The sequence below is a fragment of the Paracoccus sp. SSJ genome (assembly GCF_030234105.1).
Classification (GTDB): Bacteria; Pseudomonadota; Alphaproteobacteria; order Rhodobacterales; family Rhodobacteraceae; genus Paracoccus; species Paracoccus denitrificans.
In genome coordinates this window covers 1-14,051 of sequence record NZ_JASSPE010000024.1, presented here as the reverse complement: position 1 = coordinate 14,051, position 14,051 = coordinate 1, and the positions used below count along the sequence as shown (strand labels likewise).

Annotated in this window: 12 protein-coding genes and 1 pseudogene; 2 read left to right on the top strand and 11 right to left on the bottom strand. The window is 68.0% G+C overall.

From position 1 onward, the window contains the following. Nucleotide 1 precedes the first annotated feature (1 nt). On the bottom strand, nucleotides 2–1,540 hold the full coding sequence (gene qhpA / locus QPR87_RS20025) for a quinohemoprotein amine dehydrogenase subunit alpha QhpA (protein WP_285051064.1): 1,539 nt from the start codon (nucleotides 1,538–1,540) through the stop codon (nucleotides 2–4). A gap of 210 nt (nucleotides 1,541–1,750) precedes the next feature. On the opposite strand from qhpA, the gene qhpG reads away from it, so the two are divergent. Then, entirely contained in the window at nucleotides 1,751–3,001 is a 1,251-nt protein-coding gene (gene qhpG / locus QPR87_RS20020) for a flavin-dependent monooxygenase QhpG (RefSeq protein WP_285051062.1), read from the top strand. A gap of 33 nt (nucleotides 3,002–3,034) precedes the next feature. Here qhpG and QPR87_RS20015 read toward each other — a convergent pair whose 3' ends face one another. From QPR87_RS20015 to QPR87_RS19980, 8 genes are all read right to left on the bottom strand, one after another. Next, a complete protein-coding gene (locus QPR87_RS20015; RefSeq protein ID WP_157137431.1) occupies nucleotides 3,035–3,199 on the bottom strand; it encodes a hypothetical protein in 165 nt (54 codons plus the stop codon). 278 nt (nucleotides 3,200–3,477) lie between these two features. Continuing rightward, complete coding sequence (gene cbbX / locus QPR87_RS20010) at nucleotides 3,478–4,404, bottom strand: CbbX protein (protein ID WP_011747996.1); 927 nt, start codon at nucleotides 4,402–4,404, stop codon at nucleotides 3,478–3,480. 72 nt (nucleotides 4,405–4,476) lie between these two features. After that, complete coding sequence (locus QPR87_RS20005) at nucleotides 4,477–4,866, bottom strand: ribulose bisphosphate carboxylase small subunit (RefSeq protein WP_011747995.1); 390 nt, start codon at nucleotides 4,864–4,866, stop codon at nucleotides 4,477–4,479. An 11-nt stretch (nucleotides 4,867–4,877) separates the two neighbouring features. Continuing rightward, nucleotides 4,878–6,341, bottom strand: a complete 1,464-nt coding sequence (locus QPR87_RS20000) for a form I ribulose bisphosphate carboxylase large subunit (protein ID WP_011747994.1) — start codon at nucleotides 6,339–6,341, stop codon at nucleotides 4,878–4,880. Nucleotides 6,342–6,355: 14 nt separating this feature from the next. After that, nucleotides 6,356–7,435: a class II fructose-bisphosphate aldolase gene (gene fba, locus QPR87_RS19995; RefSeq protein WP_285051060.1), complete on the bottom strand. Its 1,080-nt coding sequence runs from the start codon at nucleotides 7,433–7,435 to the stop codon at nucleotides 6,356–6,358. Beyond that, nucleotides 7,435–9,438, bottom strand: a complete 2,004-nt coding sequence (gene tkt / locus QPR87_RS19990; protein WP_502921630.1) for a transketolase — start codon at nucleotides 9,436–9,438, stop codon at nucleotides 7,435–7,437. The genes fba and tkt overlap by 1 nt, the downstream gene beginning before the upstream one ends. A gap of 14 nt (nucleotides 9,439–9,452) precedes the next feature. Beyond that, nucleotides 9,453–10,325 carry a phosphoribulokinase gene (locus QPR87_RS19985; protein WP_285051058.1) on the bottom strand — a complete coding sequence of 291 codons (873 nt, stop codon included), beginning with the start codon at nucleotides 10,323–10,325 and terminating at the stop codon, nucleotides 9,453–9,455. 22 nt (nucleotides 10,326–10,347) lie between these two features. After that, the gene (locus QPR87_RS19980; RefSeq protein WP_285051055.1) at nucleotides 10,348–11,340 is read right to left on the bottom strand and encodes a class 1 fructose-bisphosphatase; all 993 of its coding nucleotides are present in this window, start codon (nucleotides 11,338–11,340) and stop codon (nucleotides 10,348–10,350) included. Nucleotides 11,341–11,435: 95 nt separating this feature from the next. On the opposite strand from QPR87_RS19980, the gene cbbR reads away from it, so the two are divergent. After that, a complete protein-coding gene (gene cbbR, locus QPR87_RS19975) occupies nucleotides 11,436–12,365 on the top strand; it encodes a LysR family regulator CbbR (RefSeq protein ID WP_011747989.1) in 930 nt (309 codons plus the stop codon). Nucleotides 12,366–12,414: 49 nt separating this feature from the next. Here cbbR and QPR87_RS19970 read toward each other — a convergent pair whose 3' ends face one another. Together QPR87_RS19970 and QPR87_RS19965 are read right to left on the bottom strand one after the other, a co-directional pair. Continuing rightward, on the bottom strand, nucleotides 12,415–13,749 hold the full coding sequence (locus QPR87_RS19970) for an MFS transporter (RefSeq protein ID WP_285051053.1): 1,335 nt from the start codon (nucleotides 13,747–13,749) through the stop codon (nucleotides 12,415–12,417). Between the two features lie 144 nt (nucleotides 13,750–13,893). After that, nucleotides 13,894–14,051, bottom strand: a pseudogene (locus QPR87_RS19965) (creatininase); the annotation flags it as partial.

Below are 14,051 nucleotides of genomic sequence, written 5' to 3'. Positions count from 1 at the left end.
GTCACCGGATCGGCGCATCGACGAAGCGCTGCACCGTCGCATAAAGATGCGCCTCGGCACTCAGCGGCTCGCCTTCGGCATCGACGGTGGCGATCACCTTCAGGTTGCCGGCATTGTTGGTCTGCATCGGGCGTTCAGGGTTCGGCCCGGCCTCGGCCGGCGTGAACAGGCCGGTGTCGTCGATGGAGCCCGCATATTTCGCGTCCTGCATCTTTTCCGCCTCCTCGTCGAAATTGTCTGTGGCCCAACTGGCCGGAAAGGCGCCAAGGGCGATGTCGTCGCCGGTTCCGGGTTGGCCGTCTGGGCCGTTCAGCCAGCCCATCGCCTCGAACTGGGCCGGCACCTTGGGGATCGGGCCGCCATTGCCGCCGATGCGGGCGATGGTCAGGTCGGGCACGATGCTGATGCGGTCGGGCCGGTCATAGGCCACCAGATCGACCTTTTGCCCGCCCAATTCCAGGCTGACCGGCCCGGGCGTGCCGGTGGCGGTCAGCTTCAGCACGGTCACGCCGTCCCCGGTGCCTTCGACGCTGCCGGCGACGCCTTCGGGCAGGGTCAGGTCGCTGCCCAGCCCGGTGCCAGCGACGCGGACCTGCGTTTCCTCGCCGATCTTCAGCCGCGCGGGCGCGACCGCCAGCACCTGCGGCGCGGCATCCGCCTTGACCGCTGCCAGCCGCCCGCCGATCACGTCGCTGTCCGCGTCGTGCCAGCGGCCCGAGAAGCGGCCGTCCTGCAGGGCAAAAATCTGGCGAATGGTCACCGTCCCGTCGCTCAGCGTCGCTCGCCATTCGCCGGCGCCGAGGATGCGGCCGGTGCCGGAAAAGCTCCGGCTGCCATCGGCGAAGTCGAGGGTCATGGTCACCTCGTAATCCTCGCCTGCCTTCTTCAGCACCAGCCGGCCGGTATAATCGCCGCGCCCCGGCTGCCGTCCGGCCAGCACATAGTCGCCCGAGGCGTCGCCGGCATAGGCGTCCGGCGCCTCGCCCAGCGGATAGGTCCTGGCAAGGAAGGGGATGATCTCGGCCTGCGCGATGCCCCACCAGTCGCGGTCCCGCGCCAGCGCCTGGTATTCCAGCGTGGGGAACTGGCCCAGGTGGAAGTTGACCAGATGCTTCCAGTCCTCGGGCGTGCGGCGTTGCAGCGCGACGCGGGCATAGGAATGGCAGCGGCCGCAGGTCTGGGTCATCGACGTGTCGGGGCCCTCGTCCCAGGCCACCGGCTCGCGTTCCAGGATATAGCGGCGCTCCTCGGTCTCGGCCAGGCTCAGGCCGCGCGTGTCCGAGAGGTGGCGCACGATGGCGGCGCGCTCCTCGGGTTCCAGCGCGACGCCGTGGTTGCGCATCATCCGCGTGACGGTCATGTCCCAGCCTTCCGGCGTCTTGCGCGCGGCGTCGATGCGCTCCCATCGGCCGTCCTCGTGCTGGACATGGCAGGCGGCGCAGGCGTTCTGCAGCACCTCCTCGCCCGTCACCGCAAGGACCGGCGCGGCGAAGGCGAGGGCGGAGACAGAGACCAGCGCGGTTCGGGTGAATGGCTTCATCTGGCGTTTCCTCTGGCTGGCCGGGCGGGGCCCGATTGCTTCGCCGTCCAGAAAAGCGCCGGGCGCGGCGGCGTTCTTGTCATTCCCGGCCAAAGACGCGGCCAATCGTCGCGGCGCGCCACTCTGGCCGGAAATGTCAGGTATCGCCCCCGATGCGAGGCCAGACTGCTCATTGTCGCAGCGGCGATGGACCTAAGGCGGGGGACCGGAATGACACGCCATGCCGATCTGATCGTGCTGGGGGGCGGGCCTGCGGGCGCCGTTTCGGCCTGGCTTGCGGCGCGCGAGGGGCTGGGCGTGCTGCTGGTCGATCCCGACCGCCAGCGCCCGCGGATCGAGGGGCTCAGCCCGCGCCTGCATCGCTGGCTGGCGCAGCAAGGGTTGCTGCGCGGCTTTGCCCATATCCACGGGCCCTTGCGGAGGCAGGTGGATTGGGCGGGGATCAGCGACAGCAATGCGGAACATGTGGTGCTGCGTGGTGCGCTGGATGCGCATCTGCGGCAAGCGGCGGTGGCCGCCGGTGCGGTGCCCGTCGTCGCCAGCGGCAGGCCCGAGGCGGGTGGTGCCGTGCTGTCTGACGGCCGGCGGCTTCATGCCCCGCTGGTGATCGATGCGCGCGGTCGCAATGCGCAGGCAACGGCCGGGCGGGCGTCCGCGACGGTGGCCCTGTCGGGCTGGGTCCGGGCGGCGCTGCCCCCCGGCATCCGGCTGACCGCCTTTGCGCGGGGCTGGCTCTGGCGCGTGGCGCTGCCCGATGGCCGGGCCTGGGCGCAGGCCACGCTGGATGCGGCGGGCGAGGGCGACCCGCAGGCACGGCTCCTGGCCGCGCTCGTCGAGGCCGAGCCCGCGCTTTGCGCCGCACCGGCGGGCCCGGTGCTGGCGCGCGAAGCGGCGCCGCGGCTGCCGGCCCCGGTCGCGGACCTGGCGCTGTTGCGCGTCGGCGATGCCTTTGCCGCGATGGACCCGCTGTCGGGACATGGCCAGTTCTGGGCGGTATCGAGTGCGCTGGCCGTCGCCGCCGTCCGCCGCACCCTGGCCGCCCGGCCGGGATCAGGTCCGCTATGCCGCCGCTTCCTGATCCGCCGCGCCTGGGAGACCAGCCTGCACCAGATGCGCGTCGGCCGCGACTTCCTGCGCGCCGAGACCCGCTTTCGCGACGCGCCCTTCTGGTCGGCACGCCGGGACTTTCCCGACGATCACCCGCTCATCGCACCGACCGCGCCCCGGATCGAGCCCGCCATCCTGGTCGAGGACGGCTTGCTGGCCGAGCGCGAGTTGCTCTGCACCCCCCGCTCGCCCGGGGGCATCGGCTGGTTCGGCGCGATCCCCGCACCCGAGGTCTGGCGCCTCTGGCAGCGGGGCGGCGAAGCGGCATTGCAGGCGCGATGGGGCGGCGCGGCTCCCGCCCTTGCCCGGCGGTTGCTGTCCGAAATCGCCCCCTGGCCCGTCAGCGCAGCCTGAAAGGCCGTTGCGAAGGCCGGCCTGCAAGGTGCGTCAGGTATCTTCCCGGCGACCGCCCGGTTCGTGGGACGGTCGTTCGGCTTCGCCCTGGAAGGGCGGATCGAAAGGCGCATGGCAGATCGGGCAGCGCCGGGCGGCGGCGCGCGGCACGTCGCGTCCGCATTGCGGGCAAACCGTGGGCAGGAAGGAGCGGGCCATGTCAGAACCCTGCGACGAAACGAGTGGGCCGTCCGCCGACCCCCGTCCCGCCTTGTCCGGGCCGCGGCGCGGATAGCCGCCGGGGCGTCCCCGATGCCGGGACCACCCGCATCGCATCGTCGTCAGAGCCAAGCCGTTTCACTGTCCAACCTGTCGAAAAAGGGTCGTTAGCGACCTTAACGGTCCCTTCCAACATGGCGCCCCGTGCCGCCCGTTCAACCCCTGATCGGTGCCGGGCGGGGCGGCATGCTGTCACGGTTGCGACAGCGGTGTTCCGGTCAGTCCGCGTCCACCCGGCGGCTGCCGTCGATGTCGAGCCCGCCCGAGAACACCCGGCTTGCGCGGATATCGGCTTCGGTGATGGTCGATAGCGCCTGCGCATCCACCGGCGCATCGCCGGAAAACAGCCGGTTGGCCTGTCGCAGCCGCGCCCGGTCCAGTGCATTGCGGATCGAGCGCGCATTGGCGAAATGCGGCTGGTCGCGGCGCAGGCGGATATAGTCCTCCATTGCCAGCCGCCCGCCCTCGTCGAGGGCATAGCCCTGGTTCTCCAGCATCGAGGCCGAGATCCGCGCCAGTTCCTCGTCGGTATAGTCGGGAAATTCGATGTGATGGGCGATGCGCGACCGAAAGCCCGGATTGGCGGCAAAGAAGCGGTCCATCCGGTCGGCATAGCCGGCCATGATGACGACCAGGTCGTCGCGGTTGTTCTCCATCACCTGCAGCAGGATCTCGATCGCCTCCTGGCCATAGTCGCGCTCGTTGTCGGGCTTGTAGAGGTAATAGGCCTCGTCGATGAACAGCACGCCCCCCATGGCCTTCTTCAGCACTTCCTTGGTCTTGGGCGCGGTATGGCCGATATATTGCCCGACCAGGTCGTCGCGGGTGACGCTGACCAGATGGCCCTTGCGCACATAGCCGAGGCGATGCAGCAGCCCCGCCATCTTCAGCGCCACGGTGGTCTTGCCGGTGCCGGGATTGCCGGTAAAGCTCATGTGCAGGGTCGGCGTCTCGTAGGCCAGCCCCAGGTCGCGCCGCGCCCGGTCGACCAGCAACAGCGCCGCCGTCTCGCGGATGCGCTCCTTGACCGGGGCCAGGCCGATCAGCTCCCGGTCCAGCTCGTCCAGGATCTCACGCACGCCCGAGGATTCATACTCGGCCTTCAGGTCCACGGTCGCCAGCTTCTCGCCCATATCGCCGTCCATCGGCCTTTCTCCGTTTTCCAAATACTCTCGGGGGGTCCGGGGGGCAGACGGCCCCCCGGTCCGGCCATGCCATCAGCCGACCAGCTCATGCGTATAGCGGATATGCCGGCCGTCGGCCTCCATCCGCCATGTCCTGAAGCCGGGCTCCGATTTCGGGCGGTTGACGATGAAGGACATCATCACCGTCTCCCATCCCCGCGTGCTGTCGAAGGCGTTGATGCGGATATAGCTGTCGCCATGCGCCTTGCGGCACTCGTCCAGCTCCATCATCACGCCCTTGGCGTCCTTGAGGTCGAACATCGGATTGCCCCACATCTCCCAATAGGTGTTGCGGGGATGGGGTTCGTCGGTGAACTCGATCCCGACCGCCCAGTCGCGCGACAGGATGTATTCGACCTGGTCGCGGATCTGCTCGTCCGTCAGGTCGGGCAGAAAGGAAAAGCAGCCCTGAGTGATACGCATGTGATCCTCCCTTAGCTGACGGACGCGGTCGGAACGAAGTCCGAGGTGTCGGTCGAGGTATAGTTGAAGGTGATGTTGCCCCAGACATCCAGAGCGGCCTCCAAAGGCTTGCACCATTTAGCGGCGCGGCGCAGGACTTCGGGGCCCTCGGTCTTCAGGTCCACGCCCTCGTTGCGGGCCAGCACCATGGCCTCCAGCGCCACGCGGTTCGCCGTGGCGCCCGCCTGGATGCCCATCGGGTGGCCGATGGTGCCGCCGCCGAATTGCAGGACCACGTCGTCGCCGAACAGGTCCAGCAACTGGTGCATCTGCCCGGCATGGATGCCGCCCGAGGCGACCGGCATCACCTTTTTCAGGTTGCCCCAGTCCTGCTCGAAGAAGATGCCGCGCGGCAGGTCCACCTCGTTCACCATCTCGCGGCAGGTGTTGTAATAGCCCTGCACGGTCAGCGGATCGCCCTCGAGCTTGCCGACGGCGGTGCCGCAATGCAGGTGGTCGACGCCCGCCATGCGCAGCCATTTGGCGATGACGCGAAAGCTGATGCCGTGGTTCTTCTGCCGGGTATAGGTGCCGTGCCCGGCGCGGTGCATGTGCAGGATCATGTCGTTCTGCCGGCACCAGTTGCTAATCGACTGGATCGCGGTCCAGCCGACGATCAGGTCCACCATGACGATGACCGAGCCCAGCTCCTTGGCCAGTTCGGCGCGGCGATACATCTCTTCCATCGTGCCGGCGGTGATGTTGAGGTAATGGCCCTTGACCTCGCCGGTGACGGCGGTGGCCTTGTTCACCGCCTCCATGCAATAGAGGAAACGGTCGCGCCAATGCATGAAGGGCTGCGAGTTGATGTTCTCGTCGTCCTTCATGAAGTCGAGCCCGCCCTTGAGCCCCTCATAGACCACGCGGCCGTAGTTCTTGCCGGAAAGGCCCAGCTTGGGCTTGGTGGTGGCGCCCAGCAGGGGGCGGCCGAACTTGTCCAGCCGCTCGCGCTCGACCACGATGCCGGTGGGCGGGCCGGCAAAGGTCTTCATGTAGGCGACCGGAAAGCGCATGTCCTCGAGCCGCGCGGCCAGCAGCGGCTTGAAGCTGAACACGTTGCCGATGATCGAGGCGGTGACGTTGGCGATCGAGCCTTCCTCGAACAGGATCAGGTCATAGGCGACATAGCAGAAATACTGGCCTTCCTGCCCCGGCACCGGCTCGACCTTGTAGGCTTTCGCGCGATACTGGTCGCAGGCGGTCAGCCGGTCGGTCCAGACCACGGTCCAGGTCGCGGTCGAGCTTTCGCCGGCCACGGCCGCCGCCGCCTCGATGGGGTCCACGCCATCCTGCGGGGTGATGCGGAACAGCGCCAGGATGTCGGTGTCCTTGGGCTGGTAGTCGCCGTCCCAATAGCCCATCTGGGCGTATTTCAGCACGCCGGCGGCATAGCGCTTCTTCTTGTCGGTGATTTCGGATTTGCTCATCTCGTTCATCGGGCTTCCTCCTCTCAGGCGGCTTTCGCGCCAGTGATTGCCGGGTCCAGCGCCCCCGACGCATAGCGCCGGGCCATCTCGTCCATCGGGATGACCCTGATCTTGCTGGCATGGCCCGCCGTGCCGAAACGCTCGAAGCGGTCGCGGCACAGCGCGGTCAGTTCCTTCATCGCGGGGATCAGGAATTTCCGCGGGTCGAATTCCTCGGGGCGCTCGCGGGCGACCTTGCGGAACTGCCCGGTCATGGCCATGCGGCAGTCGGTGTCGATATTGACCTTGCGCACGCCGTGGCGGATGCCGCGCTCGATCTCCTCGACCGGGACGCCGTAGGTCTGGGGCATCTCGCCGCCCGCCTCGTTGATGAGGTCCTGCAGGTATTGCGGCACCGAGCTGGAGCCGTGCATGACCAGATGCGTGCCGGGCAGGCGTTCATGGATCGCCTCGATCACATGCATGGCCAGGATGTCGCCATCGGGCTTGCGGCTGAACTTGTAGGCGCCGTGGCTGGTGCCGCAGGCGATGGCCAGCGCGTCGCAGCGCGTGCGCGCGACGAAATCCACCGCCTGGTCGGGATCGGTCAGAAGCTGGCTGTGATCCAGCTTGCCCTCGGCGCCCGAGCCGTCCTCGGCCGCCGCCTCGCCGGTCTCCAGCGAACCCAGCACGCCCAGTTCGCCCTCGACCGAGGCGCCGACGGCATGGGCGGCCTCGGAGACCTTGGCCGTCACCGCGACGTTGTAGTCGTAATCGGCGGGCGTCTTCATGTCCTCGTGCAGCGAGCCGTCCATCATCACGCTGGTGAATCCGTGGCGGATCGCCGACATGCAGGTCGCGAGGTTGTTGCCATGGTCCTGATGCAGGCAGATCGGGACGCCCGGGTTCATCTCGGCCAGCGCCTCGACCATGCGCTTCAGCATGATGTCGCCGGCATAGGAGCGGGCGCCGCGGCTGGCCTGCAGGATCACCGGCGCATCGACCTCGGCCGCGGCCTTCACGATGGCCAGGCCCTGTTCCATGTTGTTGATGTTGAAGGCGGGCACGCCATAGCCATGCTCGGCGGCGTGGTCCAGAAGCTGTCGCAGCGTGATGAGGGCCATCACTTTCCTCCCTGGATAAGCTGGTTGGCAAGGTCGGCGGCACGTTCGGGGGTGATGCCGAAATGCCGGTAAAGCGCGGGGGCAGGGGCCGAGGCGCCAAAGCCCGCCATGCCGATGAAGCCGTCGCCGGGACGCAGGATCAGCCCGTCCCAGCCCTGCCGGATCAGCGCCTCGATGCCGATGCGCGGGGCGCGGCCCAGCACGGCCTCGCGCTCGGCTTGTGGGCGCTCGGCGAAAAGCTCGAAGCAGGGGGCCGAGACGACGGCGGCGCGCACGCCCTGTGCGGCCAGCAGGTCGGCGGCCTCCAGCGCGATCTCGACCTCGGAGCCGGTGGCGATCAGCGTCACGTCGCGCGCGCCCTCGGTCTCGCGCAGGACATAGGCGCCCTGCCGGGTCAGGTTGTCGTCGCCGGCCTCCAGCCGCACGGCAGGCAGGTTCTGGCGCGACAGGCACAGGACCGAAGGGCTGGCGGGCGCGGTCAGCGCGATCTCCCAGCTTTCGGCGGTCTCGGCCGCATCGGCGGGGCGGAACACCATCAGGTTCGGGATCGCCCGCAGCGCCGCGACATGCTCGACCGGCTGGTGGGTCGGGCCGTCCTCGCCCAGCCCGATGCTGTCATGGGTCATGACATGGACGACCGGCACCCCCATCAGCGCGCCCAGCCGGATCGCCGGGCGGGAATAGTCGCTGAAGGCCAGGAAGGTGCCGCCATAGGGCACCAGCCCGCCATGCAGCGCGATGCCGTTCATGATCGCGGCCATGCCGTGCTCGCGGATGCCGTAATGGACATAGCGGCCGCTGCGGTCGCCGGGCGTCACCGAGGCCATGCCCTTGCTGCGGGTGTTGTTCGAGCCGGTCAGGTCGGCCGAGCCGCCCACCGTGTTGGGCAGGGTGGTGTTCACCACGTCCAGCGCCATCTCGGACGCCTTGCGGGTCGCGACCTTGGGCCGGTCGGCCGCCAGCTTTGCCGTATGGTCGCGGATGGCGCTGCGCAGCGCCGCCGCATCGGGCGCGGCCAGCATGGCGTTGAAGCGGCCCTGATCTGGGGACGTTTCCAGCCGCTTCTGCCAGGCCGACCGCGCCTCGGCCCCTCGCGCGGAGACAGAGCGCCAGGAGTCCAGGATGTCTTGGGGAATTTCGAAGGGCGGATGGCTCCAGCCCAGATGCGCGCGCGCGGCGGCGATCTCGTCGGCGCCCAGCGGCGCGCCATGCACGTCGTGGCTGCCCTGCTTGTTCGGCGCGCCATAGCCGATCACCGTCTTGCAGGCGATGAGCGAGGGGCGGTCGTCTTCGCGCGCCGCCTCGATGGCGGCGGCCACCGCCTCGCGGTCATGGCCGTCCACCACCTGCACATGCCAGCCCGCGGCGGCAAAGCGCGCCTGCTGGTCGGTCGAGGTCGAAAGGTCGGTCCCGCCGTCGATGGTGATGCCGTTGTCGTCCCACATGAGGATCAGCCGGCCAAGCTGCTGGTGGCCGGCAAAGTCGATGGCCTCGTGGCTGATGCCCTCCATCAGGCAGCCGTCGCCGCTGATGACATAGGTCCAGTGATCCACCAGATCGTCGCCGAAACGCGCGTTCATCATCCGCTCGGCCAGCGCCATGCCGACGGCGGTGGCGATGCCTTGGCCCAGCGGGCCGGTGGTGGTCTCGATGCCCTTGGCATGGCCGTATTCGGGATGGCCGGCGGTGCGCGCACCCAACTGGCGGAAATTCCGCAGCTGGTCCATGTCCATGTCGTCATAGCCCAGCATGTGGTTGATCGCATAGACCAGCATCGAGCCATGGCCGGCCGACATCACGAAACGGTCGCGGTCGGGCCAGGACGCATCCGCAGGGTCGATCTTCATGAAGCGGTTGAACAGCACCGCGGCCACGTCGGCCATGCCCATGGGCGCGCCGGGGTGGCCGGATTTCGCGGCCTCGACCGCATCCATCGCCAGCGCGCGGATGGCATTGGCCATCTGCGCCTCTTGCCCGGTGTCGATCCTTGCCATCTGGTTCATCATCCTTCCTCCCTTCAGGCGCGTTTCGATTCGCCGACCAGACGCAAGATCATCGGCGTCAGGATCAGCTGCATGGCGAGGTCCATCTTGGGCCCCGGAATGACGATGGAATTGGCGCGGCTCATCCACGAGCCCTGGATCATCGAGGTCAGGTAGGGGAAATCGATGCCGCTCGGGTTCTTGAAGCGGATGACGACCAGGCTTTCATCCGGCGTCGGGATCCAGCGGGCGATGAAGGGGTTCGAGGTGTCGACCACCGGCACGCGCTGGAAGTTGATGTCGGTCTGGGTGAATTGCGGGCAGATCACATGCACATAGGCATGCATCCGGCGCAGGATCACGTCGGTCACGGCCTCGGTCGAATAGCCCCGGCTGGCCTTGTCGCGGTGGATCTTCTGGATCCATTCCAGGTTGATCACCGGCACCACGCCGATCTTCAGGTCCGCCTGCCCGGCGATGTCGATGCCATCGGTTCTGACCGCGCCGTGCAGCCCTTCGTAGAACAGCAGATCCGAGTCCGCCGCGAAATCCTCCCATGCCGTGAAATGGCCGGGGGGCGTGCCGTATTTCTCGGCCTCGCGGTCGTCATGGACGTAATGCCGGGTCTGGCCGGTGCCGGTCTGGCCGTAATGGCGAAACACCTGCTCCAGCCGTTCAAGTTCGTTGGCCTCGACGCTGAAATGGCTGAAGGTATGGTCGCCCGCCTCGGTCCGCCGCGCCAGCTCGGCCTTCATTGCCGCGCGGTCGAAGCGGTGGAAGGCGTCGCCCTCGATGCTGACGGCGGTGATCTTTTCGCGGCGAAAGATCTGGTCGAAAGTGTTCTTGATCGTGGTGGTGCCCGCGCCCGACGAGCCGGTGACGGAAATGATCGGGTGTTTCTTGCTCATGGTTGTCCCTCGGTTTTCCAGGTCAGGCCCGGAACAGGCCGCGATGGCCGAAAAGCGCCGAAACCTCGGTCTCGGGCAGTTCGTGATAGGCGGCGATGCGGGCGACCTTCTCGGCCGAGCCGAAGACGAAGGGCGTGCGCTGGTGCAGCGTCGGGGCGCCCTGTTCCAGGATCGCGGTGCGGCCGTCCGTGGCGCCGCCCCCGGCCTGTTCGATCAGGAAGGCGATGGGGGCGCATTCGTAAAGCATGCGCAGCCGGCCGTGCTCATAGCCCTTGCGCGCGTCGGAGGGATAAAGGAACACGCCGCCCCGGACCAGGATGCGATGGGTTTCGGCCACCAGCGAGGCGATCCAGCGCATATTGAAGTTCTGCTCGCGCGGGCCGTCGCTGCCGGCCAGGCAGTCGTCGATATAGGCCCGGATCGGCTGCGGCCAGTGCCGGTAGTTCGAGGCGTTGATGGCGAATTCCAGCGCGCAGTCCGGCATCTGCCGCCGCGTGGCGACCAGCCGGAAGACGCCATCTTCGGGGTCCAGCGCATAATGCTGCACGCCGTCGCCGAAGGTGACCATCATCGCGCAGCGCGGTCCATAGATGATGTAGCCCGCGCCGATCTGCTGGCGGGCCGGGCGCAGGAAACTGGCCTCGGCCGTGGTCTCGGCGGGGTAGATCGAGAAGATCGTGCCGATCGAGACGTTGGTGTCGATGTTCGATGAGCCGTCCAGCGGGTCGATGGCCACGGCCAGCATGCCCTCGGGATCCAGCGAGACGGCCTGCTCTTGCTCTTCCGAGGCAAGCCAGCGCACGCCCGCCCCGGCAAGCGTCTGGCAAAACAGGTCGTCCGCAATCACGTCCAGCGCCTTCTGCCCGTCGCCATCCGCATTGGTGCCGACCGGCTGGGCCAGGTCGCCGCCCCGGCGTATGAGCGCAGCCAGCCGGGCGCCGGCCTCGGCCAGGGCCTGCATGGCCGGTCGCAGATGCGGGGGAATCCGGTCGGTCTGGATTGTTTCGGCGGTCATCGGCCCCTCCTCTGGCGCAAGTCCCACCCTCTTGTTGACATGTCAAAATTTTAAGGAACATTTAATAATGCAAAAATGTATTTCGGAAATTCTGAATGGCCCGCATCAATGCCGTCACCCTGCGCCAGTTGCGCGTGCTGCGCGCGGTGATCGACAGCGGCTCGTTGACCGGCGCGGCGGGGCTGCTGAGCCTCAGCCCGCCCGCGATCCATAGCCAGCTGCGCGCGCTTGAGGACCTGCTGGGCGCGCCCATGGTGATCCGGGGCGAGCATGGCGCCTTTCTGGCCACCGAAGAGGGGCGCGCGGTGCTGGAGGCCGAGGCGCAGATCGCCATCGCGCTGGAGACCTGCGCGCGCCGGGTGGCGGCGCTGCAAAGCGGCCATACCGGCAACGTCTCGCTGGGGGTGGTCTCGACCGGGAAATATTTCGCGCCGCGCCTTGTCGCCGACCTGCGCCGCGCGCTGCCCGAGGTCGAGGTGACGCTGCGCATCGGCAATCGCGATGCGGTGATCCAGTGGCTGACCTCGCGCGCGCTGGACCTGGCGATCATGGGCCGGCCGCCGCGCAGCCCGGCGGTGCTGGCCGAGCCCATCGGCCCGCATCCCCATATCATCGTCGCGCCCCCCGACCACCCGCTGGCCGCCGCCGATCCGGCCCTGCCGCAGGACCTGCTGGCCGAGACCTATCTGGCGCGCGAGCCCGGCTCGGGCACGCGCATCCTGATGACGCGGTTCCTGGACCGGATCGGGGACGGCACGCCCTGGCGCATGGTCGAGATGGGCACGAACGAGACCATCAAGCAGGCGGTGATCGCGGGGTTGGGGATCGCACTGATCTCGCAGCACACGGTGACCGAGGAACTGCGCGCGGGCCGGCTGGTGGCGCTGAAGGCGGCGGGGCTGCCGATCCAGCGCAACTGGTTCATCATCCGGCGCGAGGACATGGCGCTGTCGCCGGCCGGGCAGCGCGTTCACGATCATGTCCTGGCGCTGAACGGGGCCTTCCTGCCGGCGGTGGAATCGTAAGGACCGGCCGCCGGCGGATCGCCTGCGGCCGGCCCCTTGGGCGGCGCGATCAGTCCTCCAGCGGCTTGCCGGCGGTCTCGCGCGCCATCAGCATGGCGATCAGCGCCAGCCCGGCGGCGCCGACCAGATACCAGGCCGGGGCCAGCTTGCTGCCGGTCGCGCTGATCAGCCAGGTCGCGACGAAGGGCGCGGTGCCGCCGAACAGCGCATTCGCGGCGTTGAAGCTGAAGGCGAAGCCGGAATAGCGCACCCGGGTCGGAAAGATCTCGGACAGGAAGCAGGGCAGGGTGCCGTCGTTGACGGTCAGAAGCGCCCCGAAGGCGATCTGGATCAGCACGATGGTGGCGAAGCTGGCGCCGTCGAGCATGCTGAACAGCGGCACGGTCAGGCCGATGAACAGCACCGAGGCAGTGATCAGCGCCGTCTTGCGCCCCAGCCGGTCCGACAGCATGCCCATCAGGAAGATCAGGAAGATATAGCTGGCCAGCGAGATGCTGGTGGCCAGGAAAGCCTGGGCCTTGCCCATGCCCATCTCGGTCGAGAGATAGGTGGGCATGTAGCTGAGGATCAGGTAGAAGCCCACCGCGTTGAGGCAGGTGACGCCGAAGGCGATGGCGATCTGCCGGCGGTGGTTGCGAAACAGCTCGCGCACCGGGGTGGCCTCGACGTGATGGGTCTTTTCCAGCTCGCGGAATTTCGGCGTATCCTCCAGCCGCAGCCGGATATAGAGGCCGATGAAGCCCAGCGGCAGCGCCAGCAGGAAGGGGATGCGCCAGCCGAAGCTTTGCATCTGCGCCTCGGTGAGCAGCGAGAACAGGCCCGCCGACATCAGCGAGCCGGCCAGCAGCCCCGCGGCGGTCGAAGCCGGCACGATGCTGGTATAGAGCCCGCGGCGATGGGTCGGCGAATACTCGGCGATGAACGAGGTGGCGCCGGCATATTCGCCCGCGGCGGAAAAGCCCTGCACCATGCGCACCACCAGCAGCAGCACCGGCGCCAGCATGCCGATCTGGTGATAGGACGGCAGCAGCGCGATGACGGTGGTGGCGCCCGACATGATCAGGATCGACCAGGACAGCGCGGTGCGCCTGCCGACCCGGTCGCCGATCGCACCCCAGATGATGCCGCCGACCGGGCGGATGATGAAGGAGATGGCAAAGACCGCGAAGGTCGCCAGCAATGCGCTGGTCGGCGCGATCTCGGGAAAGAAGGCATGGGCGATGACGGTGGCGAAATAGCCGTATGAGGCATAGTCGAACCATTCGACGAAATTGCCGACGAAGCTGGCGCCCAGCACCTTCTTCACCACGTCGGGCGAGACTTCGGCGTCTTTCGCCGCATCCTGCGGCAGCTCGGCCGCCGAGGCGAGCATTGGATTGGACATTGATTACCCTCCCTGGGTGTTTTGCCGGCCTCCTCTGCCGGCAGCGGGCATCCTGTCCGGCCCGCGGTGGGATGCGGGCCGGTTGGGGCGGTCGGGACCGCCGTTGCGCGATCCGCCTGCCGGGTGTTCCGGCGGTCGGCGGGATCAGGCGGCCCTGGCCTTGGCCTTGACGATTAGGTGCTCTGGTCCGTAGGGGAAGCCGGTGAGGTTGCGGTTGCCGGTCTCCTCGATCACCAGGATGTCGTGCTCGCGATAGCCGCCGGCGCCGGGCATGCCCTCGGGGATGGTGATCATCGGCTCCA

Bases quoted from the DNA above. Each gene is read 5' to 3' on its own strand.
- qhpA (WP_285051064.1), bottom strand. From the start codon at position 1,540: ATGAAGCCATTCACCCGAACCGCGCTGGTCTCTGTCTCCGCCCTCGCC.
- qhpG (WP_285051062.1), top strand. From the start codon at position 1,751: ATGACACGCCATGCCGATCTGATCGTGCTGGGGGGCGGGCCTGCGGGC.
- QPR87_RS20015 (WP_157137431.1), bottom strand. From the start codon at position 3,199: ATGGCCCGCTCCTTCCTGCCCACGGTTTGCCCGCAATGCGGACGCGAC.
- cbbX (WP_011747996.1), bottom strand. From the start codon at position 4,404: ATGGACGGCGATATGGGCGAGAAGCTGGCGACCGTGGACCTGAAGGCC.
- QPR87_RS20005 (WP_011747995.1), bottom strand. From the start codon at position 4,866: ATGCGTATCACTCAGGGCTGCTTTTCCTTTCTGCCCGACCTGACGGAC.
- QPR87_RS20000 (WP_011747994.1), bottom strand. From the start codon at position 6,341: ATGAACGAGATGAGCAAATCCGAAATCACCGACAAGAAGAAGCGCTAT.
- fba (WP_285051060.1), bottom strand. From the start codon at position 7,435: ATGGCCCTCATCACGCTGCGACAGCTTCTGGACCACGCCGCCGAGCAT.
- tkt (WP_502921630.1), bottom strand. From the start codon at position 9,438: ATGAACCAGATGGCAAGGATCGACACCGGGCAAGAGGCGCAGATGGCC.
- QPR87_RS19985 (WP_285051058.1), bottom strand. From the start codon at position 10,325: ATGAGCAAGAAACACCCGATCATTTCCGTCACCGGCTCGTCGGGCGCG.
- QPR87_RS19980 (WP_285051055.1), bottom strand. From the start codon at position 11,340: ATGACCGCCGAAACAATCCAGACCGACCGGATTCCCCCGCATCTGCGA.
- cbbR (WP_011747989.1), top strand. From the start codon at position 11,436: ATGGCCCGCATCAATGCCGTCACCCTGCGCCAGTTGCGCGTGCTGCGC.
- QPR87_RS19970 (WP_285051053.1), bottom strand. From the start codon at position 13,749: ATGTCCAATCCAATGCTCGCCTCGGCGGCCGAGCTGCCGCAGGATGCG.